24 protein-coding genes and 1 tRNA gene are annotated in these 25897 nt (G+C 61.8%); 17 read left to right on the top strand and 8 right to left on the bottom strand.

Annotation, left to right across the window (positions count from 1 at the left end):
* The first annotated feature begins 37 nt into the window (after positions 1-37).
* A complete protein-coding gene (locus tag RDL77_RS03635; RefSeq protein WP_223614024.1) occupies positions 38-1006 on the top strand; it encodes a complex I NDUFA9 subunit family protein in 969 nt (322 codons plus the stop codon).
* 56 nt (positions 1007-1062) lie between these two features.
* Here RDL77_RS03635 and RDL77_RS03640 read toward each other — a convergent pair whose 3' ends face one another.
* Complete coding sequence (locus RDL77_RS03640; protein WP_223614023.1) at positions 1063-1869, bottom strand: undecaprenyl-diphosphate phosphatase; 807 nt, start codon at positions 1867-1869, stop codon at positions 1063-1065.
* Between the two features lie 161 nt (positions 1870-2030).
* Between RDL77_RS03640 and RDL77_RS03645 the strand changes: the two genes are divergently transcribed.
* From RDL77_RS03645 to RDL77_RS03655, 3 genes are read left to right on the top strand one after another with little or no spacing between them, the layout of a single operon-like run.
* On the top strand, positions 2031-2723 hold the full coding sequence (locus RDL77_RS03645) for a glutathione S-transferase family protein (RefSeq protein WP_223614022.1): 693 nt from the start codon (positions 2031-2033) through the stop codon (positions 2721-2723).
* Entirely contained in the window at positions 2723-3901 is a 1179-nt protein-coding gene (gene queG / locus RDL77_RS03650) for a tRNA epoxyqueuosine(34) reductase QueG (RefSeq protein WP_288191843.1), read from the top strand. Before RDL77_RS03645 ends, queG begins: the two co-directional genes overlap by 1 nt.
* The gene (locus RDL77_RS03655) at positions 3901-4770 is read left to right on the top strand and encodes an SDR family oxidoreductase (RefSeq protein WP_223614149.1); all 870 of its coding nucleotides are present in this window, start codon (positions 3901-3903) and stop codon (positions 4768-4770) included. The genes queG and RDL77_RS03655 overlap by 1 nt, the downstream gene beginning before the upstream one ends.
* 7 nt (positions 4771-4777) lie before the next feature.
* Here the strand turns inward: RDL77_RS03655 and RDL77_RS03660 are convergent, their stop codons facing one another.
* Entirely contained in the window at positions 4778-5818 is a 1041-nt protein-coding gene (locus tag RDL77_RS03660; RefSeq protein WP_288191844.1) for a zinc-dependent alcohol dehydrogenase family protein, read from the bottom strand.
* Between the two features lie 157 nt (positions 5819-5975).
* Here RDL77_RS03660 and mepA point away from each other — a divergent pair, with 157 nt between their 5' ends.
* The 10 genes from mepA (at position 5976) to RDL77_RS03710 (ending at position 15516) form a co-directional block, all read left to right on the top strand.
* Positions 5976-6965 carry a penicillin-insensitive murein endopeptidase gene (mepA, locus tag RDL77_RS03665; protein ID WP_288191944.1) on the top strand — a complete coding sequence of 330 codons (990 nt, stop codon included), beginning with the start codon at positions 5976-5978 and terminating at the stop codon, positions 6963-6965.
* A gap of 154 nt (positions 6966-7119) precedes the next feature.
* A complete protein-coding gene (locus RDL77_RS03670; protein WP_223614019.1) occupies positions 7120-7512 on the top strand; it encodes a methylglyoxal synthase in 393 nt (130 codons plus the stop codon).
* A gap of 44 nt (positions 7513-7556) precedes the next feature.
* Entirely contained in the window at positions 7557-8585 is a 1029-nt protein-coding gene (locus RDL77_RS03675) for a glucokinase (protein ID WP_105734066.1), read from the top strand.
* 165 nt (positions 8586-8750) lie between these two features.
* Entirely contained in the window at positions 8751-10583 is a 1833-nt protein-coding gene (locus RDL77_RS03680; RefSeq protein ID WP_288191845.1) for an ABC transporter ATP-binding protein, read from the top strand.
* Entirely contained in the window at positions 10580-11404 is an 825-nt protein-coding gene (gene dapB, locus RDL77_RS03685; RefSeq protein ID WP_223614017.1) for a 4-hydroxy-tetrahydrodipicolinate reductase, read from the top strand. Before RDL77_RS03680 ends, dapB begins: the two co-directional genes overlap by 4 nt.
* A 27-nt stretch (positions 11405-11431) precedes the next feature.
* A complete protein-coding gene (locus RDL77_RS03690) occupies positions 11432-12052 on the top strand; it encodes a 2,3-bisphosphoglycerate-dependent phosphoglycerate mutase (RefSeq protein ID WP_223614016.1) in 621 nt (206 codons plus the stop codon).
* A gap of 192 nt (positions 12053-12244) precedes the next feature.
* Positions 12245-12329: transfer RNA gene (locus RDL77_RS03695), tRNA-Leu, on the top strand.
* Positions 12330-12522: 193 nt separating this feature from the next.
* A complete protein-coding gene (locus RDL77_RS03700) occupies positions 12523-13617 on the top strand; it encodes an agmatine/peptidylarginine deiminase (protein WP_288191846.1) in 1095 nt (364 codons plus the stop codon).
* A gap of 109 nt (positions 13618-13726) precedes the next feature.
* Positions 13727-13906: a hypothetical protein gene (locus tag RDL77_RS03705; RefSeq protein WP_288191847.1), complete on the top strand. Its 180-nt coding sequence runs from the start codon at positions 13727-13729 to the stop codon at positions 13904-13906.
* Between the two features lie 83 nt (positions 13907-13989).
* A complete protein-coding gene (locus RDL77_RS03710; RefSeq protein WP_288191848.1) occupies positions 13990-15516 on the top strand; it encodes a UxaA family hydrolase in 1527 nt (508 codons plus the stop codon).
* Between the two features lie 46 nt (positions 15517-15562).
* Here the strand turns inward: RDL77_RS03710 and RDL77_RS03715 are convergent, their stop codons facing one another.
* The 6 genes from RDL77_RS03715 to uxaC all read right to left on the bottom strand — a co-directional run bounded on the left by RDL77_RS03715 (position 15563) and on the right by uxaC (position 22653).
* Complete coding sequence (locus RDL77_RS03715) at positions 15563-16408, bottom strand: ABC transporter permease (RefSeq protein ID WP_288191849.1); 846 nt, start codon at positions 16406-16408, stop codon at positions 15563-15565.
* A gap of 2 nt (positions 16409-16410) precedes the next feature.
* Positions 16411-17313, bottom strand: a complete 903-nt coding sequence (locus RDL77_RS03720; RefSeq protein ID WP_223614011.1) for an ABC transporter permease — start codon at positions 17311-17313, stop codon at positions 16411-16413.
* A gap of 8 nt (positions 17314-17321) precedes the next feature.
* Positions 17322-18389: an ABC transporter ATP-binding protein gene (locus RDL77_RS03725; RefSeq protein WP_223614010.1), complete on the bottom strand. Its 1068-nt coding sequence runs from the start codon at positions 18387-18389 to the stop codon at positions 17322-17324.
* 61 nt (positions 18390-18450) lie between these two features.
* A complete protein-coding gene (locus RDL77_RS03730) occupies positions 18451-19629 on the bottom strand; it encodes an ABC transporter substrate-binding protein (RefSeq protein WP_223614147.1) in 1179 nt (392 codons plus the stop codon).
* A 91-nt stretch (positions 19630-19720) separates the two neighbouring features.
* On the bottom strand, positions 19721-21229 hold the full coding sequence (locus RDL77_RS03735) for a mannitol dehydrogenase family protein (protein ID WP_288191850.1): 1509 nt from the start codon (positions 21227-21229) through the stop codon (positions 19721-19723).
* Between the two features lie 23 nt (positions 21230-21252).
* On the bottom strand, positions 21253-22653 hold the full coding sequence (gene uxaC / locus RDL77_RS03740) for a glucuronate isomerase (protein ID WP_288191851.1): 1401 nt from the start codon (positions 22651-22653) through the stop codon (positions 21253-21255).
* A gap of 302 nt (positions 22654-22955) precedes the next feature.
* On the opposite strand from uxaC, the gene RDL77_RS03745 reads away from it, so the two are divergent.
* From RDL77_RS03745 to RDL77_RS03755, 3 genes are all read left to right on the top strand, one after another.
* On the top strand, positions 22956-23732 hold the full coding sequence (locus RDL77_RS03745) for a GntR family transcriptional regulator (protein WP_308526363.1): 777 nt from the start codon (positions 22956-22958) through the stop codon (positions 23730-23732).
* 34 nt (positions 23733-23766) lie between these two features.
* Positions 23767-24957: a mannonate dehydratase gene (gene uxuA / locus RDL77_RS03750; RefSeq protein WP_288191852.1), complete on the top strand. Its 1191-nt coding sequence runs from the start codon at positions 23767-23769 to the stop codon at positions 24955-24957.
* A gap of 473 nt (positions 24958-25430) precedes the next feature.
* Positions 25431-25748, top strand: coding sequence for a septal ring lytic transglycosylase RlpA family protein (locus RDL77_RS03755; RefSeq protein WP_199537995.1), 318 nt, complete (start codon positions 25431-25433; stop codon positions 25746-25748).
* Positions 25749-25897 lie beyond the last annotated feature (149 nt).

Below are 25897 nucleotides of genomic sequence, written 5' to 3' on the forward strand. Positions count from 1 at the left end.
GCAGGGGAATATTGGACGATTTCCATAGGAGTGCCAGATGACAATCACGAAGCCAAAACTTGTCACGATTTTCGGGGGTTCGGGTTTTGTCGGTCGTCACGTCGTGCGGGCCCTGACCAAGCGCGGCTATCGTGTTCGCGTCGCCGTGCGCCGGCCCGACCTTGCTTTCCATCTGCAACCCCTCGGCGGCGTTGGCCAGATCCAGGCCGTTCAGGCCAATCTGCGTTACCGCTGGTCGATCGACCGCGCCGTTGCCGGGTCCGATCACGTCATCAATCTCGTCGGGATTGCCTATGAAAGCGGCGCCCAGCGCTTCAGCACCGTGCATGAATTCGGTGCCCGTGCCGTGGCCGAAGCTGCGCGCGCTGCCGGCGTTCCGCTGACCCACATGTCCGCGCTCGGTGCGGATAAGCACTCGTCCTCGCTTTATGCCAGCACCAAGGGCCGCGCCGAAGCGGCCGTGCACGAGACATTGCCCGATGCGGTGATCATCCGCCCGTCCATCGTGTTCGGACCGGAAGATGATTTCTTCAACCGCTTTGCCGGCATGGCGCGCATCTCGCCCTTCCTGCCGCTGATCGGTGGCGGCAAGACCCGGTTCCAGCCGGTTTATGTCGGCGATCTCGCGGAGGTGTTTGCCCGCTCCGTCGATGGCTCGCTCAATGCCGGACAGGTCTATGAACTCGGCGGTGCCGAAGTGCTGACGTTCCGCCAGTGCCTGCAGGAAACCCTGCGCATCATCGGACGCAAGCGCATCCTGGTCTCCATTCCATGGTGGGTTGCCAAGCTTCAGGGCTCTGTTCTCGGCCTTCTGCCGAAACCGCTTCTGACCAAGGATCAGGTGGTGCTGCTGCAGAAGGACTCCGTTGTGTCCGAAGCGGCAAAGAGGGAAAATCGCACGTTGGAAGGCCTCGGCATCCAGCCGCAGACAATCGAGACGATCCTGCCGTCCTATCTCTGGCGCTTCCGTGCGCAGGGCCAGTATTCGAGCCAGAAACCCGCCTGATTCCGGCGGTACAGTTCCAAACAAAACCCCGGCTTCGACCGGGGTTTTTTGTCTTCCTACTTCGCCAGGATAAGCGCGATCAGGCCGACCGTACCGACGATCACCCGCCAGTAGGCAAACAATGCAAAGCCGTGCCGCGAGACATAGTCCAGAAGATACCGCACGACGAAGACGCCCGATATGAAGGCTGCGACAAAGCCGATGGCGATCAGCGATGCATCGTTGAGCGTCAGCACATCGCGGTTCTTGAAGAGGTCGTAGGCAAAGGCGCCCGCCATGGTCGGCATCGCCAGGAAGAACGAGAACTCGGCCGCCGAGCGCTTGTCCGCGCCAAGCAGGAGCGCACCGACGATGGTCGAGCCGGAACGCGACGTTCCGGGGATCATGGCGAGGCACTGGATGAAACCGATCTTCAGGCACAGCGACAACGGATAGTCCATCACATTGGTGTAGCGCGGCTTCAGGTCCAGCCGGTCCACCCAGAGCAGAATGATTCCGCCGACAATCAGCATGATGCAGATCAGCATCGGCGATTCAAACAGCACCGCCTTGATGAACCCATGCGCCAGCACGCCGATGACGACGGCCGGCAGGAACGCGACGAGAATGCCGGCGACGAAACGCCGGGTGCCCGCATCGCCGGGAAGGTCCCGGGCAATTTTCAGCAGGCGGCCGAAATAGACGGTGAGAATGGCCAGGATCGCGCCAAGCTGGATCAGAACCTCGAATGTCTTGCCGTTTGATTCAAAGCCGAGGAAGCGTCCGGCCAGCAGCAGATGCCCTGTGGAGGAGACCGGTATAAACTCTGTTAACCCTTCCAGCAATCCGAGAAAAAGGGCTTCGACAATTGTCTGCGATTCCATGATTATGACTTCCGATGGTGATCCCGGTCAGGATGATCACATGCTGTTTGCTTGTCTCACGCCGCAGTTGCGCCTATAGGTTCGCATAGACTCAAGGGCGGCCGAGCAATACGCTGCCCCCCGATAAAATGCCAGTTCGAAAGATTTATGAAACACCTGCCATGTTGACGCTTTTCCATCATCCGATGTCCACCGGTTCGCGCTATGCCCGGCTTATCCTCAACGAATATGATATTGAAGTTGAGCTGATTGAGGAAAACAGCTGGTCGAGACGCAAGGAGTTTCTGGCGCTCAACCCTGCCGGGACGCTGCCTGTGCTGCTGGCGGAAGGCGATGTTCCGGTTGCCGGCGCCACGGTGATTTCCGAATATATCGATGAGACGCGCGGCGCCCTGAAGCGCAGCCGCCGCCTGTTTCCCGAGGATTCGCTCAACCGCGCCGAAGTGCGCCGTCTCGTCGACTGGTTTCTGATCAAGTTCGAAAACGAAGTGACGCGGCACATGGCGCGCGAGCGCATTTTCAAGCTGCACATGACCGCCGAACAGGGCGGAGGCGCACCGGATTCCACCGCCATCCGGGCCGCCCGTGCCAATATCACCCAGCACATGAAATATATCGACTGGCTGACCGCGACGCGCAACTGGCTGGCCGGCCCGACGCCGAGCTATGCCGACATGGCCGCGGCCGCGTCGATTTCCATTCTCGACTATCTCGGCGAGATCAAGTGGTCGGAATACAAGGCCGCCCGGGACTGGTACACGCGCATGAAATCGCGCCCGTCCTTCCGCCCGTTGCTGTCGGACCGCGTGCGCGGCCTGCCGCCATCATCGCATTACGGCGATCTGGATTTCTGATGCTGCCCGCGGATGCAAAAGCCGCGACACGTTCAGGGCCAAAGGCGCAGCCGCAGCGGCTGAAACAATTCATCATTGAGGAGGCGCGGGCCGCAGGCTTCGACCTTGTCGCGATTACACGGCCGGATGCCATTCCGCTCGCCGAGGAGCGCTTGCGCCACTATCTGGAAAAAGGCCGCCACGCCAGCATGGCGTGGATGGCGGAAACCGCCGAGCGCCGCGCCGACCCCCGGACGCTGTGGCCCGATGTGCGCTCGATCATCGTGCTGGCGATGAACTACGGCCCGGACAGCAATCCCCTGGACATCCTCGCCCGGAAGGACAAGGCAGCCATCTCCGTCTATGCGCAGAACCGTGACTACCACGATATCATCAAGGGCAAGCTGAAGGGCGTCGCCAGCCGGTTTGCTTCGCGGGCCGCGGGCGAAAACGTCAAGGTGTTCGTCGATACGGCACCGGTGATGGAAAAGCCGCTTGCCGAGGCGGCCGGTCTGGGCTGGCAGGGCAAACACACCAATCTCGTCAGCCGCAGCCATGGTTCCTGGCTGTTCCTGGGCACGATCTTCACCACGGCGGAACTCGAGCCGGATGGACGCGAAACGGATCATTGCGGCACCTGTCATGCCTGTCTCGACATCTGCCCGACCAATGCCTTCCCGGCGCCCTATCAGCTGGATGCCCGGCGCTGCATTTCGTATCTGACTATCGAACACAAGGAGCCCATTGCGCCGGAATTCCGCAAGGCCATGGGCAACCGCATCTACGGCTGCGACGATTGCCTCGCGGTCTGCCCCTGGAACAAATTTGCCGGGATGGCGCGGGAAGCCAGGCTGCAGGCGCGCGACGATCTGAAAGCCCCGGACCTGGCAACCTTCCTCATGCTTGATGACGCCGCCTTCCGCACGCTCTTCTCCGGCTCGCCGGTCAAGCGCATCGGCCGGGATCGCTTCCTGCGCAACGTGCTCATCGCCAGCGGCAACTCCGGACAACCCGATCTGGTTGCGCTGGTCGAGCGGCATCTCGACGATCCCGCGCCCATCGTGCGCGGTGCCGCCGTCTGGGCGCTCGGGGAGCTTGTCGATGCGGCGCATTTTGCTACGCTGCAAATACGCTATGCTGCGCAGGAAGGCGATGCCAGCGTACTGACCGAATGGCGCAATGCAGGAAAGAAACAATGATGCGGATTTTTCTCTTCGGGGCCGGTTATTCCGCCCGGGCTTTTGCCCGGATCATGGCCGACACAACGGATTTCATCGGCGGGACGACACGCGACAACGACAAATTCGCGGCACTCAAACAGGACGGCATCACGCCGTTCCTGTTTCAAGGCACCCATGCATCGCAGGAAATCGTCGGCGCCCTGGAACAGGTGACCCACATCGTCATTTCGACGTCGCCGGGGCAGACCGGCGATCCCGTTCATGCGCAGTTCGGCGAGACGATCCGCTCCGGCATGCCGAAACTCCAATGGATCGGCTATCTCTCCACCGTCGGCGTCTATGGTGATTATGGCGGCGCCTGGGTCGATGAAACCACGCCGTGCCATCCGGTGTCGGCGCGCTCCGTCGAACGGGTCGATGCGGAAAATGACTGGCAGAAACTGGCCGATGAACACAAGGTGCCGCTGGCGATCCTGCGGCTCGGAGGCATTTACGGGCCGGGACGCAATGCGTTCGTCAATCTTGCCAATGGCACGGCGCGCCGCCTCAACAAGACGGGACAGGTGTTCAACCGCATTCATGTGGACGATATCGCCAGAGCTTTGCGCTTTCTTGCCGAGCGCAACGAGGGCGGCCTGTTCAACATCACCGACGACGAACCCGCACCGCCACAGGAGGTGGTCGCCTATGCCGCCGAGCTGATGGGCATCGAACCGCCGGCCGAAACCCATTTCGAGACCGCGGAACTGACCCCCATGGCGCGCTCCTTCTACGGCGAGAACAAACGCGTCTCCAATGCACGCATCAAGAAACTGGGTTTTGCCTTCCGCTATCCCGACTATGGAACGGCTTTTTCGATGATGTGGCGCGACGGAAGCTGGCGCTAGCCACGCTCTAAAACTTCGTGACCACGCTGATGCCGGTTCCCTCGAACCGGTCCATCGCCATCAGGGCCGACGGCGCTTCATCGAGGGCGATCCGCTTGCCGATCAGCTTTTGCGGGGCAAGTTTTCCCTGCTCCAGCATGTCCATCAGCGCCTTGTAGCGAAAGGCCTGCATGCCATGGCTGCCAAGGATTTCCAGCTCATAGGCGATGACCTTGTCCATCGGGATCGGCGCGCGGGCGTGATCGCCCAGCATCAGGCCGACCTGTACGTGGCGGCCGCGACGGCGCAGATTGGCGATGGAATTGAAACAGGTCGAGGGATGGCCAAGCGCATCGATGGAGACGTGAGCCCCGCCCTTGGTGATCTCCTTGACGGCCCCGACGATATCCCGCTGCTGCGACCCGTTCACCGTGGCGACGGCGCCCAGTTCCCGGGCGAAGGCAAGCTTTTCCTCGGTCAGGTCGACCGCGATCACATTGGCGCCCATGGCCGTCGCGATCATGATCGCCGACAGGCCGACACCGCCGCAACCGTGGACAGCCACCCATTCGCCGGGCTTCACCCTGGCCTGATCGACCACCGCCCGGAATGAGGTCACGAACCGGCAGCCGAGGCTCGCCGCCGTGGCGAAATCCAGCGTATCGGGCAGGCTGACCAGATTGGTATCGGCAAAATCCACCGCGACATATTCGGCAAAGGAACCCCAGGCGGTGAAACCGGGCTGGAACTGATGTTCGCACACCTGATGATTGCCGGAGTTGCACTCGAAACAATGGCCGCATCCGCCGACAAACGGTACGGTGACCCGGTCGCCGATCTTCCACTGGGTGACATGGCTGCCGAGAGCCTGAACCGTTCCGGCAAGCTCATGGCCGGGCACGTGCGGCAACTGGATATCGGGATCATGACCCATCCAGCCATGCCAGTCGCTGCGGCACAGTCCCGTTGCTTCGACCTTGATGACAACGCCCGCCGAGGCCGGGACCGGATCAGCCACCGTGCGGATTGACGGGGCTTGGCCGAATTGCTCGAAGACGACTGCTTTCATGACATGGCTTCCATTCGAATCGGGATGAGGCGGATGCCTCGGTAGCATATTGCGACTTTCGCGCGAATCTGGCCATCATAAAGCCCGGATTCCCGCCGCAAATTTGCGGGAATTGCCTCTCGTTTGGTGGACAGTGGTCATGAAATCAAGAACCCTGATGCGTCTTGCACTAACGGCGCTCCTGTCTTTTTCCGCAGCGACGACCGTTTTTGCCGAGGACGGTCCGGCCAAACAGCTCTTCGGCGCGGTCAAGCTGCCGACGCTCGGCACCGCGCAATCGACGGGATTCTACGCCAAGGGCTGCCTTGCCGGCGGCGTGGCGCTGCCGGTCAACGGCCCGACCTGGCAGGTCATGCGCCTGTCGCGCAACCGCAATTGGGGGCATCCCCGCATGATCGCCCTGCTGGAGCGGCTGTCGCATGACGCCGCCGCCAAGGACGGCTGGCCGGGTCTGCTGGTCGGCGACATCTCGCAGCCGCGCGGCGGCCCGATGCTGACAGGCCACGCCTCGCATCAGGTCGGTCTCGATGCGGATATCTGGCTCACACCCATGCCGAATTACCGCTTCACCAACGACCAGCGCGAGAAGGTGGAAGCCAGGTCCATGCTGAAGGGCGACACGCTCTATGTCGACCCGGACAGATGGACGCCCGCCCATGCGGCGCTTTTGAAACGGGCCGCGAGCTATGACGAGGTCGAGCGCATCTTCGTTCATCCGGGGATCAAGAAAAAACTCTGCGAGACCGTGCAGGGCGATCGCAGCTGGATGGCCAAGATCCGCCCCTATTGGGGACACTTCTATCACTTCCATGTCCGCATCAAATGTCAGCCCGGCTCACCCAACTGCAAGCCGCAGGAGCCCATCGGCACATCCGACGGTTGTGACAAATCGCTGGCCTGGTGGTTCACCGACGAACCGTGGCGCAAGGCGCCCGAACCGGAGAAGCCGGTCAAGCCCAAGATCATGATGCTGTCGGACCTGCCGAAGGCCTGCGCGCAGATTCTGGATGCGCCGGGACCGCAATCGGTGGATCAGGTCACCTATGGGCTCGGGGCAAAGGCCGCAGCGGGCAGCGATGTCCCGGCGGTCGTGCCGGACCAGCCATCGGCCGTACCCCTGCCCAAGCAGCGGACAAAGACGAAATAGGCGTCCGGACCGCCGCCAGCCGGCATGCAGGCCGGGCGGCGATAGTGGCAAGGCGGCACCGGTTCAGGTCTTTTTTGTCTGCGGTCTTTTCAGGCGGGCACGAATTGAGTATAGGGTTTCAATCGATTTAGGTTCAGGACCAGAGCACTCCTTGATGCAGCAGCCTTTTCGCCTCGCGCTGATCGCCCATGACCAGAAAAAGGATGACATGGTGGCTTTCGCGCGCGCCTATGAGAGCCTGCTCGCGCCCTGCACCATCGTCGCCACCGGAACCACTGGCGGACTGATCATGGAGGCCTGCCCGTCATTGCAGATCACGCGGGTCAAAAGCGGCCCGCTCGGCGGTGACCAGCAGATCGGTGCGCTCATTGCCGAAGGCCTGATCGACGGTCTGATTTTCTTTGTCGACCCGTTGTCGCCCATGCCGCACGACGTGGACGTGAAGGCGCTGATGCGGCTCGGCATCGTCTATGACATTCCTATGGCCTTGAACCGGGCAACCGCCGAGGTTCTCGTGCAAAAGAAGGGTTTGCTGCGCGCCGATTGACGGTTAAGCATGGCGCAGCACGATTGAGATTGGGGACGGAATTTATGGTTACTTCTGCAGACACCGATTGCATCATGAAATTTCCAATCCTGGTTGGAGATATCGGTGGCACCAATGCGCGTTTCGCCATTCTTGTCGATGCCTATGCGGAACCGAAAGAGTTCCCCATCATCCAGACGGCTGATTTCGAGACCATCGACGAGGCCATCCAGAACGCCATCCTCGACCATACATCGATCCAGCCGCGCTCGGCGGTCCTGGCCATTGCCGGACCGGTGGAAGGCGACGAGATTGACCTGACCAACTGCGCCTGGGTGGTCAAGCCGCGCCAGATGATGGAAACGCTCGGTCTTTCCGACATCACCGTGCTCAACGATTTCGAGGCGCAGGCGCTGGCCGTCGTCTCGCTGGAACCCAAGCATCTGGAAAAACTGGGCGGCGGCGCCGGAGACCCGCATGGCAGCCGCGCGGTCCTCGGACCCGGCACCGGCCTTGGCGTTGCCGGCATGGTGCGCTCGCGCAACAGCTGGGTTCCCGTACCGGGTGAAGGCGGCCATGTGGACATCGGCCCGCGCACGGCGCGCGATCTCGAGCTCTTCCCGCACATCGAACACATCGAGGGACGCATTTCCGGCGAACAGCTGCTCTGCGGCCGCGGCCTGCAGAACATTTACCGCGCGATCTGCAAGGTTGCCGGAACTCCGGCCACATTGCAGAGCCCTGCCGACATCACCGCGGCCGGCCTTTCCGGCGAATCCGCCGAGGCAAAGGAAACCCTGTCGCTGTTCGTCACCTATCTCGGCCGTCTTGCCGGTGACTTTGCGCTGACCTTCATGGCGCGCGGCGGTGTCTATCTCGCGGGCGGCATCGTCCAGAAAATCGTGGAGCCGCTGAAACACCCGTCTTTCCGTGAAGCCTTCGAAGACAAGGCACCGCATCGCCAGATCCTGACCGAGACGCCGGTCTATATCATCACGCATCCGCTTGCGGCACTCAGCGGACTGTCCGCCTTCTCGCGCACGCCGACCCGCTTCGGCGTGGCAACCGAGGGCCGCCGCTGGCGCAAGGATTAGACTTTTCGCGGAGACAGAAGGGCAACACCCGCCCTGTCCGTTCACGACGATGGCCAAAACCGATAGGCAAGGCGGATCAATAAGGTTATAGGGTCAGCTTGAAGAAGGGCGCGACCACTCGAAACCGTTGCCTGAACGCTTGATACGAACGAGTTGCCGTCCGTCATGAATGATCAGACCAAGAAGAAGAAAATCGATCCGAACGAAGCGCGCCGAGTCATCGGGCGTGTTTTGAGCGAAAATCTTCGGGACCACAGATCATCCTATGCCATCGCCCTTGCCGCGATGCTGGCCGTTGCACTCACCACGGCGTTCGTGGCCTATATCTTCAAGGACGTGATCAACAAAATCTACTACGAGCGGCGCGAGGATCTGATCCTCCCGATCAGCTTCGGCATTCTGGCCGCCTTCATCATCCGCGGTATTGCGACCTACACCCAGTCGGTCGTCATGGCGAAGATCGGCAACAATATCATCGCGCGCTACCAGCATCGTATTTTCGATCACCTGATGAAGCTCGGCCTCGATTTCTATCACGATACGCGGTCGGCCCAGCTTGCCGCGCGGATCAACCAGAACGTCGCCGGGGTTCGCGAGCTCATGGACATCACCGTGACGACGATCGGCAAGGACATTCCAACGCTGATCGCCCTGGTGAGCACCATGGTCATCCTCGATCCGCTCCTGTCGCTGTTTGCGCTGCTGATCGGACCGCCGGTGATTTTGACCGTGCGCTATCTGGCCAAGCGCCTGCGCAGCATCCATCGTGAATCCGTGCAGGTGAATTCGCATCTCCTTGGCGCCATGCAGGAGGCGACACAGGGCATCGCCATCGTGAAGGCATTCACGATGGAAGACCAGTTGCGCAACAAGATCAGCCACCTGATCACCCGTGCCGAAGAGCGGGCCAACAAGATTGCGCGGGTTTCCGAGCGCACGACGCCGATCACCGAGCTGATTGCCGGCATCGCCATCGGATCGATGATCATCTACACCGGCTACCGCGCCGTCATCAACATGGAGCCGCCCGGTGCCATGTTCGGTTTCATGACCGCCGTGCTATTGGCCTATGACCCGGTTCGGCGCCTGGCGCGGGTCCAGGTAGGCCTGGAACGATCCCTGGTCAATGCGCGCATGTTCTTCGAGATTCTCGATGTGGAGCCGCGTCAGGCGGACAGCATCGGCGCGGTGCCCATTACCGTCCCGACGGGCGAAGTCCAGTTCGACAATGTGCGCTTCAGCTACGGCAACGACGTGCCCGTGCTGCACGGCATCAGCTTTACCGCCGAAGCCGGCAAGACCACGGCCATCATCGGCGCTTCCGGGGCGGGCAAATCGACTCTGATCGGCCTCATCCAGCGCTTCTACGATATCGACAGCGGCCGTATTCTCATCGACGGGCAGGACATTGCCTATGTCAGCAAGAAATCCCTGCGCCAGTCGATCGCCTATGTCTCGCAGCAGCCCTACCTGTTCGAGGGCACCATTGCCGACAACATCCGCTATGGCCGTCCCGATGCCACCGATGACGAGGTGATCGAGGCGGCAAAGCTGGCCAATGCCGACGAATTCATCCGCCTGCAGCCGCAGAGCTACGGCACCGAGGTCGGCGAGAACGGCGCGACCCTTTCCGGCGGCCAGCGCCAGCGCCTGTCCATTGCCCGCGCCCTTGTCCGCAATGCGTCCATTCTCCTGCTCGACGAGGCCACCTCGGCCCTCGACAATGAATCGGAAAAGCGCGTGCAGCAGGCGCTGGAACACGTGATGCAGGGCCGCACGACCATCGTCATCGCCCATCGCCTGTCGACCATCGTCAATGCCGACCATATCGTGGTCATGGAAGCGGGGCGCATCGTCGAGGAAGGCGTGCACGAAACCCTGCTCGGGGTACCGAACGGCATCTATGCGCGTTTCTATCAGTTGCAGGGCAAGGAAGAGTCGACCATCATCGACGGCAATGACATGCAGCCAGCACCAGTGACAGGAACAGCCGAATGAGCGGGACATCGGAAATGAAGCTTGCAGTTGTCGGCGCCGGCGGCCGCATGGGCCAGACGCTGATCCGCGCGATCCAGGCCATCGACGGGGCCGTGCTTGCCGGTGCGATCGAGCGCCCCGGTTCACCGCATATCGGTCTCGATGCGGGCGAACTCGCCGGGGTCGGCCATCTCGGCATCCCCGTCACCGACGACGCCCTGTCGGTCTTTGTCGGGGTTGAAGGCGTGCTTGATTTCACCGCTCCGGCCGCGACGGTCGCCTTTGCCGAACTCGCAGCCCAGGCGCGCATCGTCCACGTGATCGGCACAACAGGCTGTTCGCCGGAGGACGATGCCAAGATCCGTGCTGCGGCGCGGCATGCGGCCGTGATCAAATCGGGCAATATGAGCCTCGGCGTCAATCTCCTCGGCGTGCTGGTCAAGCAGGCCGCCAGGGCGCTGGGCGCGGATGATTTCGACATCGAAATTCTGGAAATGCACCACAAGCACAAGGTCGATGCCCCGTCCGGCACGGCATTGCTTTTGGGCGAGGCGGCCGTCGCAGGCCGCAATGTTTCGCTCGCCGATCACAGCGTGCGCGTGCGGGACGGGCATACCGGACCGCGCGAAGACGGCACGATCGGCTTTGCCTCGCTGCGCGGCGGTTCCGTCGTCGGCGATCATTCGGTCATCCTGGCCGGACCGGGCGAGCGGATCACCCTGTCCCACCACGCGGAAGACCGCACGATTTTTGCCCGCGGCGCCGTCAAGGCGGCGCTCTGGGGCAAGGGCCGCAAGCCGGGCCTCTATTCCATGCTCGACGTGCTTGGCCTCAACACCTGACTTTTCCCGTTCAACAGGAGTATTGCAATGTCCGGAACCCTCGTCCTTGTCCGTCATGGCCAGAGCGAATGGAATTTGAAGAATCTGTTTACCGGCTGGCGCGATCCGGGCCTGACCGAGCTTGGCCACAGCGAAGCCAAGGCCGCAGGCCAGCGGCTGAAGGCGAAGGGCCTGCATTTCGACATCGCCTACACATCGGTGCTGTCGCGCGCCCAGGTGACCCTGCAGCACATCCTTGACGAGGTTGGCCAGCCGGCGCTCGAGACGATCCGCGACCAGGCGCTGAACGAACGCGACTATGGCGACCTTTCCGGCCTCAACAAGGACGATGCGCGCGCCAAGTGGGGCGAGGACCAGGTGCATATCTGGCGCCGCTCCTACGACGTGCCGCCGCCCGGCGGCGAGAGCCTGCGCGATACGGGCGCCCGCGTCTGGCCCTACTACCTGCACGACGTGCAGCCGCATGTGCTGCGCGGCGAGACGGTTCTGGTGGCAGCGCACGGCAATTCGCTGCGCGCCCTCATCATGGCGCTGGAAGGCCTGACCAGCGAAGAGATCATCGCGCAGGAGCTGGCGACGGGCGTTCCGATCATCTACAAGCTCAACGCTGATTCGACGGTCGCATCCAAGGAAATCCTGACCGCCTGATCGGCCGCTGTTTCCCTGTGATTCGCATGAACCCGCGCCGCAACACCGGTGCGGGTTTGTTGTTTGTGCTGGTCTTTTCACCCTTATTTGCCGGTCTTTGCCGCAACAAGCGCAACGGAATGAGAATAGGTCGATAAATACCCGACAAATGGATTGACAGAGTTCCGCCCGCCCCTTACATGAGACCCCGCTGCCCAGATGGCGGAATTGGTAGACGCGCACGGTTCAGGTCCGTGTGCCGCAAGGCGTGGAGGTTCGAGTCCTCTTCTGGGCACCATTTCCATTCTCCCGACGTACACCAACGTCCATGGATGATCAGAAAAGCCCCGGTTTTCCGGGGTTTTTTCTTGTCTATCGTTCACCCGCGTTCATGATGCTTCGGCAACCGCCCTCATCCGCATCACCAAAAGGCCACACATGGCTCCGATAGACGCGGTCTGACAGTGTGAATGGAACCGAAGGGGATAAACATGGCAGTCCGTCGCAACCTATTGAAAGCGGCCGTCGCTATCGGATTCACCGGAATGATCGGCAGGGGCGCAACCATGGCATTTGCCGCCGACAACACCTGGCACATGCCCGACGAGGGCGATCCGCATAGGGCGACGTGGATGGCGTTTGGGCCCAGTGAAGACGTATGGGGCAAGAAACTCCAGCGCGGCGCGCAGAACAACCTTGCGGCGATCGCCAAGGCGATCTCCGCGCACGAACCGGTGAACATGCTTGTGCGGGCGGAAGACCGGGAGACGGCCGAGCGCCTGTGCGGCGACGCGGTGACATTGTTCGTGCACGAAATCGACGATCTGTGGATGCGCGACACCGGACCGGTGTTCGTCAAGAACAGCGCCGGCCAGCTGGCCGGGGTTGACTTCAACTTCAACGGCTGGGGCAACAAGCAGGAACACGGCGGCGACGCGGAAGTTGCGGAATTTGTCACCGGCAAGACGAAGGTGGAGACACTGCGCACCAGGCTGATACTGGAAGGCGGCGGCATCGAGGTCGATGGCAAGGGCACGGCAATCATCACCGAGAGCTGCGTTTTGAACAAGAACCGCAATCCCGGCGTGCGCAGGGAACAGTGTGAGGAGGAGCTGGGACGCCTTCTCGGACTGAAGAAGATCATCTGGCTGCCGGGTATCAAGGGCAAGGACATCACCGATGGCCATACGGATTTTTACGCCCGTTTCGTCAGTCCGGGCGTCGTTGTTGCCGGCCTCGACACTGATCCGACGTCCTATGATCACGCGGTGACCAAGCGGCATCTTGAACTGCTCAAGGAAGCGACCGACAGCTCCGGGCAGAAATTGCAGGTGGTCGTCATCCCCGGCCCCGGCAGCGTGCGGCCGCGGTTCGAGAACAAGGAATTCGCAGCGGGCTATATCAACTTCTACCTGTGCAACGGCGCTGTCATCGCTCCTGAATTCGGCGATGCAAAGGCTGACGGTTTCTGCCGTGACGCGTTGCGGGATGTCCTGCCGGGGCGCGAGATCGTGCAGCTCAACATCGATGCGATCGCCGCCGGCGGTGGTGGCATCCACTGCACGACCCAGCAGCAGCCTGCGTGACGGCATTCCGGCGCCCGCAGGCGCACGCTGTATTCCCTGCAAATCTGTTTTCGCAAGATCGCCGGCATGCGGTACACTGGCCTCAAAGGTTTCAGCGGAGTATCAACGCATGATCCGGCTTGTCATCATTCTCGCACTGCTCATTCTCGTCCTGTTCCTGATCTACAGCATCGTCAACAGCATCCGCACGAAGCACATCGACTGGACCGGCATCGGCGTCACGCTCGCCTTGATCATGCTTGCCCTCTATCTGCGCGGCGTGACGGGTATCGGCGGCGTCGGTTTCTGAAAATCGCGTGCTTTGTGGTCACCTTGACACATTGCAACCTCTCGTCCGGCGAATTAATATATCAGTCCACTCAGGAGACTTTCATGGACACGCTTACATCCCCACGCCATCTGCGCCTGCACACCTCCGACAATGTGGTGGTGGCGGTGGACGCCTTTCAGGCCGGACAGCACGTGGAGGACGTGACCGTCAAAGACCGCGTGCCGCGCGGCCACAAGCTGGCGTCAAAACCCATCGCGCTTGGGGAGCCGGTGCGCAAATTCGGCCAGATCATCGGCTCGGCATCGAAACCCATTGCCCCGGGCGAATGGGTGCACGAACACAATCTCGATTTCAGCAGCTTTGCCCGCCAGCCGGACAGCAGCCACGAAACCCATGCGGGCGGCATTCTGCCGGTTGAACAGCAGGCGACATTCCAGGGATTCCGCCGGGCCAATGGCCGCGCGGGCACCCGCAACTACATCGGCGTTCTGACCTCGGTCAACTGCTCGGCATCGGTCGCCCGCTTCATCGCCGAAGCGGTGCAGCGCTCCGGGCTGCTTGACGACTATCCGATGATCGACGGGATCATTCCGCTGGTGCATGGCGGCGGCTGCGCGCTCGACGTCAAGGGCGAAGGCTATGAGGTGCTCAAGCGCACCCAGTGGGGCTATGCCACCAACCCGAACATCGCCGCCGTGTTGATGGTCGGCCTTGGCTGCGAGGGATTCCAGATCGGCCGCTGGAAGGAAGCCTACAACATCGTTGAAAGCGATACGTTCCGCAGCCTGACCATTCAGGAAGTGGGCGGTACGCGCAAGACCATGGAAGCGGGCATTGCCGCGGTGCGCGACATGCTGCCGACCGCGGCCAATGTGAAGCGCGAGACCATCCCCGCTTCGGAACTGATGCTGGCGCTGCAGTGCGGCGGGTCGGACGGCTATTCCGGCATCACCGCCAATCCGGCGCTGGGCGCGGCGGTCGACCTTCTGGTCAAGCAGGGCGGCACCGCCATCCTGTCGGAAACGCCGGAAATTTACGGGGCCGAGCATCTTTTGATCGAACGCGCCTCCAACCCGGAAGCGGTGGCGCGGCTGCAATCCATCATTGCCTGGTGGGAGGATTACACCGCCCGCAACAGGATGGAGATGAACAACAATCCCTCCCCCGGCAACAAGGCGGGCGGATTGACCACCATTCTGGAAAAATCGCTGGGCGCCGTCGCCAAGTCGGGCACCACCCCGCTGGAGGCGGTCTATGGCTATGCGGAGCCGGTGACGGCGCGCGGCCTCGTGTTCATGGATACGCCCGGCTACGATCCCGTCTCCGCCACGGGACAGGTGGCGGGCGGCGCCAACATCCTCTGCTTCACCACCGGGCGCGGTTCGGCCTATGGCTGCAAGCCGACGCCGTCGATCAAGCTTGCCACCAACACCCCGATGTATACCCAGATGATCGAGGACATGGACATCAATTGCGGCGATGTGCTCGACGGCGTGTCGATCGAGGACAAGGGCCGCGAAATCTTCGAGCAGGTGCTGCGGGTGGCCTCGGGCGAGCGCAGCAAGTCCGAACTGCTTGGCTATGGCGATGCGGAATTCGTGCCATGGCAGATCGGCGCGACGATGTAATCCGAAACGGGAGCCAATGGCTCCCGTTTTCATATTCAGACCATGATCAGGCCGCCGATTGCTGCTGCTTGGCCCGGGCGACGATCTGCGTCGGATTGACGAAGCGCAGCGCGATGAGTAGCCAGACGAGCGTCGTCACCATATAGACCACCGCCATGGCATCGATGGACTGCACGGCGCGCACGCCGGATGCGAAGACCGAATAGTACAGCGCAACCACCAGCGTCTGGCTTGTCGGGCCGGCGGTGAGGAAGGTCAGCTCGAACATCGCCACCGTGCGCACGAGAACCAGCAGGAGCGAGGCGAGAATACCCGGCAGCAGCATCGGCATGAGCACGTGCAGGAACAGACGGAACGTGCCGGCGCCGAAGACGCGGGCCGCCGCCTCCACCTTGGGATCGATCTGCTCGATGAACGGAATCATCACCAGGATGACGAAGGGAACCGTCGGCACCAGATTGGCGAGAACCACGCCCCAGAACGTACCGCCGACCCCCGCCTGATAGAGAACCGTGGCCAGCGGAATGCCGAAGGTGATCGGCGGCACCAGCAGCGGCAGGAGGAACAGCAGCATGATGAGCTTCTTGCCCGGAAATTCGCGCCGCGCCAGCGCATAGGCCGCCGTGACCCCGAGCAGGCCGGAGAGGGCGACGACCGTGAAGACGATCTGGAACGTCACGATCAGGACGTCACTGAGCTGGAATTCGGCCCAGGCGGTAAAATACCATTTCGTCGTCCAGCCGGCCGGCAGCCAGGTGCCGAGCCAGCGGGTTCCGAAGGAGGAGATGATCACGGTTGCGATCATCGCCAGCAGGTTGACGATGAAGAAGCCGACCACCATCCAGACAGCGGTGATCCAAAGCTTGGCGCCAATGGTTGTATCGCGGATCATGGTCAGCCCTTTCCGCCGGCGGTCGAGCCGCGATAGAAGAGATTGCGAATGGCAAGGATCGCCACGACGATGGTGAGCTGTACGGTTGCCATGATCATGGCGATGGCCGAGGCCATGGAATAATCATACTGCTCGAAGGCCGCCTGATAGGCGGCGATGGAGATGACGCGGGTCGGGCCAGCCGGAGCGCCGAGCAGAACCGCCGACGGGAACACGGCAAAGGCCTGCACGAAGGACAGGCAGAAGGCGATGGCCAATCCCGGTATGAGCAGCGGCAGCAGGACAAAACGGAAGCGCTGCCAGCTCTTTGCGCCGTGCGTCGCCGCTGCCTGTTCCAGCGCCGGATCGATGCCGGTGACGTAGGACAGGGTCAGGAGAAAGGTGAAGGGAAAGCCGGTGATGATCAGCGAGGAAAACACACCCCAGTAATTGTTGGTTAGCTTCAAGGGCCGGTCGATCATCCCCAGCAGCATCAGCGTCCGGCTGAACCAGCCCTGCGGCCCCAGATAGTTGAGAAGCCCCTCGGCAACGAGCACCGTGCCAAGCGTCACGGGAAGAACCAGAATGGTCGTCAGCAGCCGCTGGCGGGTCATCAGGCGCACGCGGAAGGCAATGGGCAGCGCCAGGGCGATGCTGATGACCGTCACGGGAACGGCGAGCCAGAGCGTGGTCAGGATGGTGTCGTAGAGGAAGGGATCGGAGAAGAACTTCTGGTAGTTGGCAAAGATCCCGCCTTCCTTCGGCGTGAAGGACAGGACCAGCCCGTAAATGAAGGGATAGACAAACACGGCCAGCAGGAACAGCACGGCCGGGAGAACGAGGATCGTCACGCCGTCAATGCCGCGCAGGGCGAGGCGCTGGCGCAGCGACAACCGGTTATAGACGGGGGGAGCGGAGACAGCCATGCCGGGCCTCACGCGGCGAAGGCCAGCGCGCGCGCCGGATCGATTGCGAGCCAGATGGAACTGCCGAGCGCTGCCGTTTGCGGCGCATGGAACACCAGTTCCAGCCCTTCGGCGGTGCGGGCCGTGCCGACGAATTCGCGGCCGCGATATTCGATGGTCTCGACCACAGCTTCCACCGTGTGTTCCGAGCGCTGGCCTGCTTCCACATCGTCGGCGCGAGCAGCGACGACAGCCGCGTCGCCGATTTTCAGACTGTCGCGCGCAGTGCCGCTGAGCGTGGCTTTGCCCACGGAAACGCTGACGCGCGCGCCGTCGACAGAGACAACCTTTCCAGTCAGCCGGTTGCGGTAGCCCATGAACTCGGCGACATCGAGATGATCCGGCCGTTCATAGAGATCGCTCGGCGCCCCCACCTGCCGGATTTCGCCATCGCGCAGGACAACGATACGGTCGGCCAGCGACAGGGCCTCGTCCTGATCGTGGGTGACATAGATCGTCGTTGCCCCGAGCTGATTGTGGATGCGGCGGATTTCGGCACGCATCTCCAGCCGCAGTTTGGCATCCAGATTGGACAGGGGCTCATCCATCAGCACCAGCGGCGGCTCGATGACGATGGCGCGGGCGATGGCCACGCGCTGTTGCTGGCCGCCGGAGAGCTGGCCCGGCAGTTTATGCCCCTGACCCTGCAGGCGCACCAGATTGAGCGCTTCCTCGACCCGCTTGTCGGCTTCAGCCTTGGCGACATTGCGCATCTTCAGGCCGAAGCCGATGTTCTGGCGCACCGTCATGTGCGGAAACAGCGCATAGTTCTGGAACACCATACCGAAACCGCGATCCTCGGGCTTCAGCGTGTCGATGCGCTTGTCATCGATGAATATGCCGCCGCCCGTCGTGGCGAGCAGACCGGCGATGCAATTGAGCGCTGTGGATTTGCCACAGCCGGAAGGGCCGAGCAAAGCGATGAACTCGCCCTTGCGGATGGAAAGCGACACGTCCTTCAACGCATTGTGCGAACCGAAGGCGCGGCTCATGCGGTCAAGACGGATTTCCTGGAATGGCGATGACGCCAGCAGCATTGGATACCTCATAATTGCGCGCCATCCGGGTTCCCCCGGATGGCGCTATTGTATGGATCGATCAGGACTTCTTGCCGGCGACTTCTTCGTCCCAGCGGCGGAAGGCGACAACCATGGCGGCGGGATCGAGCGGAACCTCGATCGGGTTGTTGGCAATCCAGTCGGCATATTCCTTGCGGCCGAATTCGGCCAAGGCATCCTGGCTTTCCTTCGGCGCCATGGAAAGCGGCACATCCTTGACTGCGGGACCCGGGTAGAAATAACCCTGATCGTAAGTATAGGCCTGCTGTTCCGGCGTGAGCAGGAAGCTCATGAGGTCGAGCAGCACGGCGAGCTTTTCCTCGGCAATGCCCTTCGGCACGCACATGTAATGCGCATCGGCAACCCAATGGAAACCCTTCAGCGGTGCGACGGCAGCTTCCTTCGGCACCACGCCGAGCACGCGCGGATTGATGTCCCAGCCGGTGGTGGAGACCGTCATGTCACGCGTGCCTTCGCCGAGTTCCTTCATCAGCGCGCCGGTGCCGGTCGGGTAATACTCGATATATTTGTGCAGCTCCTTCAGATAGGCCCAGGTCTTGTCCCAGCCCTTGACCGGATCATGCGGATTGCTGTCACCGAGCAGATAGGGCAGCCCCATCAGGAAAGTCCGTCCCGGACCGGAATTGGCCGGACGGGCATAGAGGAACTTGTTCGGATTTTCCTTGGCCCAGGCCAGAAGCTCCTCGACGGTCGTTGGGACCTTCTTCACCCGGTCCGGCATGTATTCAAGCAGCGGCCCGGAGGGATAATAGGTCACGACGACGCCGTGATCCTTGCCCAGCGCCAGCATGCGGTGCGCCGGCTCCTGGTAGATGGCCTTCAGATCGGGCAGCGACGCGGAATGATCCGGCAGCAGCTTGACCCACAGATCCTGCTCCAGTCCGGCGGACAGGGCGTCGGTTCCGGTCAGCACCAGATCGATATCGAGCCGGTTGGCCGCCTGCTGCGCCTTCAGCTTCCCCGGAAGTTCCGGCGCAGGCGCCTTGGTGAAGGTGATCTTGGAAACGAGGTTGGGCTTGGCAGCCGCATAGTTCTCGATGGCCTTCTGCGTCAGGGCGAGATTGCCCGCGACGTCGGCAACATTGAGCGTCACCGGGGATGTCGGCAATGCCAGCTTCCCCTGTGCAAAGAGACGTGTTGCCGGTAGCGTTGCCAGAACGGCCAAACCGCCAATGGCTTGCCTGCGCGTGATGCGGATCATTGTCTTCCTCCCAATTGTTCCCGGTTTAGCGATCGGTGGCCATCCTCCAGCCACTCATTTTGTCACTTGATATATTAATCTATCAGTTTCAGATAGCAAGCGCTTTCGCCCCGCCGCAAAACCCGGCCACCGTCCGGGCTGCGCCCTCATCCATCAATTCCGTCAAAGCCCTGCCGACGGCTTGGCAAAACGCCGTGCTTTCGGGCAGATCGCTGCCGAAAATCTGCTCCATGCCGAGATAGGCCTGCAAAAGAGCGGGTACCGATGTCTTGCCGGCGGTACGGGCCTTGAATTCGCCGGCCAGCGGGTCGCGCACATCGATCGGATTGCCCCGTTCATCGGTTCCGGTCGCATAGCGCATCCAGCCGGCAACACCCAGCGCCAGCCGGTCAAAGGGGGCATTCTCCCGCAGCCGCACGCGAATGGTGTTGAGCAGCCGCTGCGGCAGCTTTTGCGACCCGTCCATGGCGATCTGCCATGTCCGGTGCCGCAGCGCCGGATTGCGGAAGCGCTCGCGCAGCTGCTTCTTGTAGGCGTCAAGGTCGAAGCCGGGCAGCCCCGGCAGCGTCGGGGTGATCTCCTCATCCATCATTTGTTCGATCAGCGCGGCAAAACCTTCTCCCGCCATGGCGTCGGACACGGTTTCATGGCCGGCGAGATAGCCGAGATAGGCCAGCGTCGAATGGCTGCCATTGAGCAGGCGCAGTTTCATCAGTTCGAACGCGTCGACATCGGTAACGAAGGTGACACCCGCCTTTTCCCAGGCCGGGCGCCCGGATGGAAAATGATCCTCCACCACCCATTGGCTGAACGGTTCCGTCATGATCGGCCAGCGGTCGGCAAGCCCGGTGTCCCGGGCGACAGCATCGCGGTCCGCATCGGTCGTGGCGGGCACGATCCGGTCGACCATCGTCGAGGGAAAGGCCACGCTATCCCCGATGAAGGCACCCAGTTCCGCATCCCGCAATGCGGCGAAGCGCGTGACCACCCGCTTCAGCGTCTGCCCGTTGGCCGGAAGGTTGTCGCAGGACAGAAGCGTGAAGGGTGCGGTGCCGCTGGCGCGGCGCCGGGCCAGGGCCTCGACGATAAAGCCGATGGCCGAGCGCGGCGTCGCGGGATGGGCAAGGTCATGGACGATATCCGGATGATTTTCATCGAGCGAGGCGGAGGCGGGGGAGTAGCAATAGCCCTTTTCCGTGATCGTCAGCGAGACGATCCGCACCGCCGGACTGCTCATGGCGTCCAGCAGGGCCTGCGGATTTTCCGGCGCGACCAGCACATCCCCGATGCTGCCGATCACACGATAGCTGCTGCCGCCGCCATCGCGCACGGCCACCGTATAGAGCCCGCCCTGGGGCTGCAGTGCGTCGCGCGTATCGGCGCTGCGCAGCGATGCACCCAGAATGCCCCACCGGGTATCCCCCGATGCAAGCACGCTGTCCGTATAGACGGCCTGATGGGCGCGGTGAAAGGCACCGATGCCCAGATGCACAATGCCGGTTTCAACCGCGCTGCGATCATAGGCCGGAGTTGCAACGCCGCCGGCAAGCTGCGGCAGGCTGGCGGGGGAAAGATAGGTCTGGTCGGCGTGAGCCATTGGGCGATCTCGTCTGTTCTGTTTCAAAGACGGTAGGCTTGTTTGGCCAGCCGGTAGCTCAGGTCGTGGGCAATCGTGTGCGCCTCATCCTCGTCCAGCCGGTGATCGGCGACCAGCCGTGCCAGATAAGCGCAATCCACCCGGCGGGCCATGTCGTGCCGGGCGGGAATGGAGAGATAGGCCCGCGTGTCATCGTTGAACCCGACGGTGTTGTAGAACCCGGCCGTCTCGGTGGTCAGTTCGCGGAAACGGCGCATGCCTTCCGGGCTGTCATGGAACCACCATGCCGGTCCGAGCCGCAGGGCGGGATAGTGCCCGGCAAGCGGCGCCAGTTCACGGCTGTAGCTGGTCTCATCCAGCGTGAAGAGAATGAGGGTCAGTTGCGGATTGTTGCCGAACGCGTCGAGCAGTGGCTTGAGCTCTTCGACATAGCCGGTCGAGCGCGGAATATCCGCCCCCTTGTCAGGACCGAAACCGGCGAAAACCCTGGCATTGTGGTTGCGGAAGGAGCCCGGATGCAGCTGCATGACCAGCCCGTCATCAATGCTCATGCGCGCCATTTCGGTCAGCATCTGGGCGCGGAACAGATCGGCATCCGCATCGGAAACATCGGGCCGCAGGACCCGCTCGAACAGCGCCGCGGCGTCAGTGACGGGCAGATCGGCGGTGCGCGCGCTGGGATGGCCGTGATCGCTTGAGGTGGCGCCGCGCGCCTTGAAATAGGCACGCCGGTTGCGGTGCGCCTCGAGATACCCCTTGTAGTTCAGCGACGTGCCAGCAAGCGCTATGAGCCTTTCCACATTCGTGCGGAAATCCGCCCGCGACGCATCGATCACCGCATCGGGCCGGTAGGCGGGAATGACACGCCCGTCCCAGCCCGACTTTCGGATGATATCGTGGGCCGCGAGGTCATCCGTCGCCGCATCGGTCGTCGAGATGACCTCGATGCCGAACTGCTTGTAGAGTGCGCGCGGGCGCATCGCGGGATCGCCGAGCTTGTCGGCAATACGGTCATAGAGCAGGTCGGCATTGCCTTCGTTCAACCGCTCCGTGATGCCGAAAACCGTTTCCATGGCATGCTCGAACCACAGGCGCGACGGCGTGCCGCGAAACAGGTACCAGTGTTTGGCAAACAGCCGCCAGATCGTGCGGCCGTCGGTTTCGACAGGCCCGTCATCGTGACGTGGCACACCCAGGTCCTCAAGCTTGACACCTTGAGAATACAGCATGCGGAAAATATAATGGTCGGGCTTGACGAAGAGACTGGCCGGGTCGGGAAAGGCCTCGTCATGGGCGTACCACAGCGGGTCCGTGTGGCCATGCGGCGAGATGATGGGCAGGCGCTCGACGTCCGAAAAAAGCCGCCGCGCGATGGAACGGGCATCGGCTTCGATGGGGAAAAGTCGATCTGGGTGGAGAGGCATCGTCGGTCCTTGCTGTCATCTTCCGCACCGGCCGATACACCACACGCTGCGTGTACCGGAGCCGAAGCCGTGAAATTGCCCCTGTCGAGGCGCTTTTCGCACCGCGCGAGCCGCCTTGGGTGTCTTGTGAACATTCGGCTTTTGCGATCTTGGCGAAGAGTAAATAATAATATATTAGTATGTCAACTGGATCGATGTGCCCTGAAATCGTTTCATTCGCGGCTTTGGCACTATGATTTCGCGCGGAATTCTACCATTCATGACGGTGGATTCATCCGCGACACAGGAAATGGAGCGCTGGAATGGCAGCACAGAACCGGGGAGAAAAAAGTTTGGCCGTGGCGACACCGGCTGAACCTATCGCCTCAGCACGAGACAATGCGACGCGTTTCGCCAAATCCGGCACACGCGGCGCCCCAGCCGGACGCATGACGACAGCCACGGCGATTTACCGCGAACTGCATGCTGCCATCGTTTCCATGCAGATGACCCCCGGCACCGCCCTCAACGAAAAAGTTTTGACGGAACGCTTTGGCGTCAGCCGCACCCCGGTTCGCGAAGCGCTGATCCGGCTGGTGGAAGACGGGCTCGTCGATGTCTTTCCGCAGTCAGGCACCTTTGTTGCCCGCATCCCGGTTGCGCTGATCCCGGAGGCCGTGGTCATCCGGCAGGCGCTGGAAGGCGCGACCGTCGAGCGGGCTGCGGCGGTTGCCACCGCCAAGGATGTGGAATGGCTGGACGAGATTCTGGCGCGCCAGCAGTTTTTTGCCGACCGGCAGAACATGAGTGCCTTCCACGAAGCCGACGAGGCCTTTCACGAGGCGATTGCCGGTATCGCCGGCCATCCCGGCATCTGGCACTATCTGAAGCCGGTGAAAGTGCAGATCGACCGTGCCCGCCGCATGACGCTGCCAGCCCTCGGCCGCATGGAGAACGTGCTTGCCGAGCACAGGATCATCCGCAATGCCATCGAAATGCATGACGTACCGGCCGCCTGCGCGGCAATGAAGCAGCATCTGAATGCCGTCATTCCCGATATTGATGAACTGAGAAAAAGCCATCCGGGCTCATTCGTCTGAGCCCGGCGATTAAAAGAAAATGACGGAGGACTGAATGCGTCAGGCATGGAGATGGTTTGGGCCAAAAGCCGGTGTTACGCTGGATAATGTGCGCCAGGCCGGGGCGACCGATATCGTATCGGCGCTGCACGAGGTACCGATCGGTCAGGCCTGGACCGAAAAACAGGTGCATGAACGCAAGTCGCTCATCGAAACCACCCCCGCCGGGCGTATTCCCCTGACCTGGTCGGTGGTCGAGAGCATTCCGATTCCCGATGCGGTCAAACGCCTCGGCGGCGCGGCGAAGCACGAAATCGCCGCCTGGATTGCCAGCATGGAAGCGCTCGCAGCCAATGACATCCGTGTCATCTGCTACAATTTCATGCCCGTTGTCGACTGGTGCCGCACCGACCTCGATTATGTCACGCCGACCGGTTCGACCGCGATGCGCTTCGACCACAACACCTTTGCCGTGTTCGACCTGCACATCCTGCAGCGCACGAATGCGGAAGCGGCCTATTCGCAGGAGGACCGCGCTATCGCGGCGGCGCTCTACGCCGGGATGAGCGGACAGGAAATCGCCGACCTCACCCGCAATATCGCCAGCGCGCTGCCCGGCTCGACAACCGAGCCGCTGACCATCCCCGCCTTCCGCGACAAGCTCGAAGCCTATTCCGGCATCGACGCCGGCAAACTGCGCCAGCATCTGATCGAATTCCTCGAAGCTGTCACGCCCGTGGCTGACGATCTCGGCGTCAAGCTGACACTGCATCCGGATGATCCGCCCCGTCCGCTTTTCGGCCTGCCGCGCATTGCCTCGACGGAGGCCGACTACGCTGCCCTGTTCGACGCCGTTCCTTCCCCAGCCAACGGCATGTGCTTCTGCACGGGAAGCCTTGGCGTTCGGGCCGACAATGATCTGCCTGCAATTGCCCACCGCTTTGCCTCGCGCATCCACTTCTCCCACCTGCGCGCCACCACCCGGGAAGGCGACGGCCGCAGCTTCCATGAGGCAGCGCATCTGGAAGGCGATGTGGACATGGTCGCCGTGCTGAAGGAATTGCTGGCCGAAGACCGCAAACGCGACCGGTCCGGCAGCATCATCTTCCGCTCAGATCACGGCCACCGCATGCTGGACGACCTGACGAAGGAGGTCACGCCGGGTTATCCCGCCATCGGCCGCCTGCGCGGCCTGGCCGAACTGCGCGGTATCATCCACGCGCTGGATGCCGGGGCCCTCGCCTGAATTCCGATCAAGCGCCGATATCCAGGCAAACCCCGGCATGCGCGTGCCGGGGTTTTTCATTTTCAATCGTTAATTCCGCTTAACACATTTGGCCCGAAACCGGGGATTTCAGAGTCTTCGTTTAGGCTTTCGTTCAGTATTGATCACATTACCGCCATATTTCAAAGGGAACGGCGGCAATAGTTCCACGGATGCAAGCATCCTTGATCACGTTTTGAGTCATAATAAGACAAATTTTTTGAATGACTTGGCTGATCTTGCGGGATTTGCTCACCGATATTTCCCTTTCGGGCCACCTCGAGGACACATTTACCCAAAATAGAATGGATCACTCACTCACGTGATGATCTACTTGCCCATGATCATTCTTAAGCGTGCGTCTTCAGTCTGGCAGTACCTGCCGCGGGCCGTTTTAAAGTGCGAATTTCAATATGGTCTCCATTGCAAGTATCCGTAAGGTACTTACTGCAACCATGCTTCTTCTGATGTTTGGTATCGTTTCGGCGAACGCCGGTTCTGCCTGTGGCGGTGCCTCCTGGTACGCGCTTCATTCCAAGACGGCTTCCGGCGAGCGCATGAACCCCTCCGCTCTCACCGCCGCGCACCGGACCCTGCCTTTCGGTTCCAAGGTGAAGGTTACCAATCAGCGCAACGGCAAGTCGATCGTCGTGCGCATCAACGATCGCGGCCCCTTCATCAAGGGCCGTGTGCTCGATCTTTCCAAGGGCGCTGCAAACCGTCTGGGTTTCGTTGGCGCGGGCCATACCAATATCTGCATGGCCAAGCTCTGACACACCTTCCCGCGCATCCCCGCCGGAAGGCAGGGATGCGTCCTCTTCGCGACATTCTGCCCTCTACAATATCTTGATCGCGGTGCAGGATTGACCTTGACCATTGAACGTGACATCGCCATGTCAGCACTCCTAATCCTGTCGGGGGA

The sequence above is a fragment of the uncultured Phyllobacterium sp. genome (assembly GCF_902479695.1).
Classification (GTDB): domain Bacteria; phylum Pseudomonadota; class Alphaproteobacteria; order Rhizobiales; family Rhizobiaceae; genus Phyllobacterium; species Phyllobacterium calauticae.

What these genes read in the sequence shown, in the direction of transcription:
- RDL77_RS03680 (WP_288191845.1), top strand. Translation starts at nt 8,751, where the DNA reads ATGAATGATCAGACCAAGAAGAAGAAAATCGATCCGAACGAAGCGCGC.
- RDL77_RS03745 (WP_308526363.1), top strand. Translation starts at nt 22,956, where the DNA reads ATGGCAGCACAGAACCGGGGAGAAAAAAGTTTGGCCGTGGCGACACCG.
- RDL77_RS03715 (WP_288191849.1), bottom strand. Translation starts at nt 16,408, where the DNA reads ATGATCCGCGATACAACCATTGGCGCCAAGCTTTGGATCACCGCTGTC.
- RDL77_RS03655 (WP_223614149.1), top strand. Translation starts at nt 3,901, where the DNA reads ATGCGGATTTTTCTCTTCGGGGCCGGTTATTCCGCCCGGGCTTTTGCC.
- RDL77_RS03660 (WP_288191844.1), bottom strand. Translation starts at nt 5,818, where the DNA reads ATGAAAGCAGTCGTCTTCGAGCAATTCGGCCAAGCCCCGTCAATCCGC.
- RDL77_RS03705 (WP_288191847.1), top strand. Translation starts at nt 13,727, where the DNA reads ATGATCCGGCTTGTCATCATTCTCGCACTGCTCATTCTCGTCCTGTTC.
- RDL77_RS03635 (WP_223614024.1), top strand. Translation starts at nt 38, where the DNA reads ATGACAATCACGAAGCCAAAACTTGTCACGATTTTCGGGGGTTCGGGT.
- uxuA (WP_288191852.1), top strand. Translation starts at nt 23,767, where the DNA reads ATGCGTCAGGCATGGAGATGGTTTGGGCCAAAAGCCGGTGTTACGCTG.
- mepA (WP_288191944.1), top strand. Translation starts at nt 5,976, where the DNA reads ATGCGTCTTGCACTAACGGCGCTCCTGTCTTTTTCCGCAGCGACGACC.
- RDL77_RS03645 (WP_223614022.1), top strand. Translation starts at nt 2,031, where the DNA reads ATGTTGACGCTTTTCCATCATCCGATGTCCACCGGTTCGCGCTATGCC.
- dapB (WP_223614017.1), top strand. Translation starts at nt 10,580, where the DNA reads ATGAGCGGGACATCGGAAATGAAGCTTGCAGTTGTCGGCGCCGGCGGC.
- RDL77_RS03710 (WP_288191848.1), top strand. Translation starts at nt 13,990, where the DNA reads ATGGACACGCTTACATCCCCACGCCATCTGCGCCTGCACACCTCCGAC.
- RDL77_RS03640 (WP_223614023.1), bottom strand. Translation starts at nt 1,869, where the DNA reads ATGGAATCGCAGACAATTGTCGAAGCCCTTTTTCTCGGATTGCTGGAA.
- RDL77_RS03735 (WP_288191850.1), bottom strand. Translation starts at nt 21,229, where the DNA reads ATGGCTCACGCCGACCAGACCTATCTTTCCCCCGCCAGCCTGCCGCAG.
- RDL77_RS03690 (WP_223614016.1), top strand. Translation starts at nt 11,432, where the DNA reads ATGTCCGGAACCCTCGTCCTTGTCCGTCATGGCCAGAGCGAATGGAAT.
- queG (WP_288191843.1), top strand. Translation starts at nt 2,723, where the DNA reads ATGCTGCCCGCGGATGCAAAAGCCGCGACACGTTCAGGGCCAAAGGCG.
- RDL77_RS03675 (WP_105734066.1), top strand. Translation starts at nt 7,557, where the DNA reads ATGGTTACTTCTGCAGACACCGATTGCATCATGAAATTTCCAATCCTG.
- RDL77_RS03670 (WP_223614019.1), top strand. Translation starts at nt 7,120, where the DNA reads ATGCAGCAGCCTTTTCGCCTCGCGCTGATCGCCCATGACCAGAAAAAG.
- RDL77_RS03720 (WP_223614011.1), bottom strand. Translation starts at nt 17,313, where the DNA reads ATGGCTGTCTCCGCTCCCCCCGTCTATAACCGGTTGTCGCTGCGCCAG.
- RDL77_RS03755 (WP_199537995.1), top strand. Translation starts at nt 25,431, where the DNA reads ATGCTTCTTCTGATGTTTGGTATCGTTTCGGCGAACGCCGGTTCTGCC.
- uxaC (WP_288191851.1), bottom strand. Translation starts at nt 22,653, where the DNA reads ATGCCTCTCCACCCAGATCGACTTTTCCCCATCGAAGCCGATGCCCGT.
- RDL77_RS03700 (WP_288191846.1), top strand. Translation starts at nt 12,523, where the DNA reads ATGGCAGTCCGTCGCAACCTATTGAAAGCGGCCGTCGCTATCGGATTC.
- RDL77_RS03725 (WP_223614010.1), bottom strand. Translation starts at nt 18,389, where the DNA reads ATGCTGCTGGCGTCATCGCCATTCCAGGAAATCCGTCTTGACCGCATG.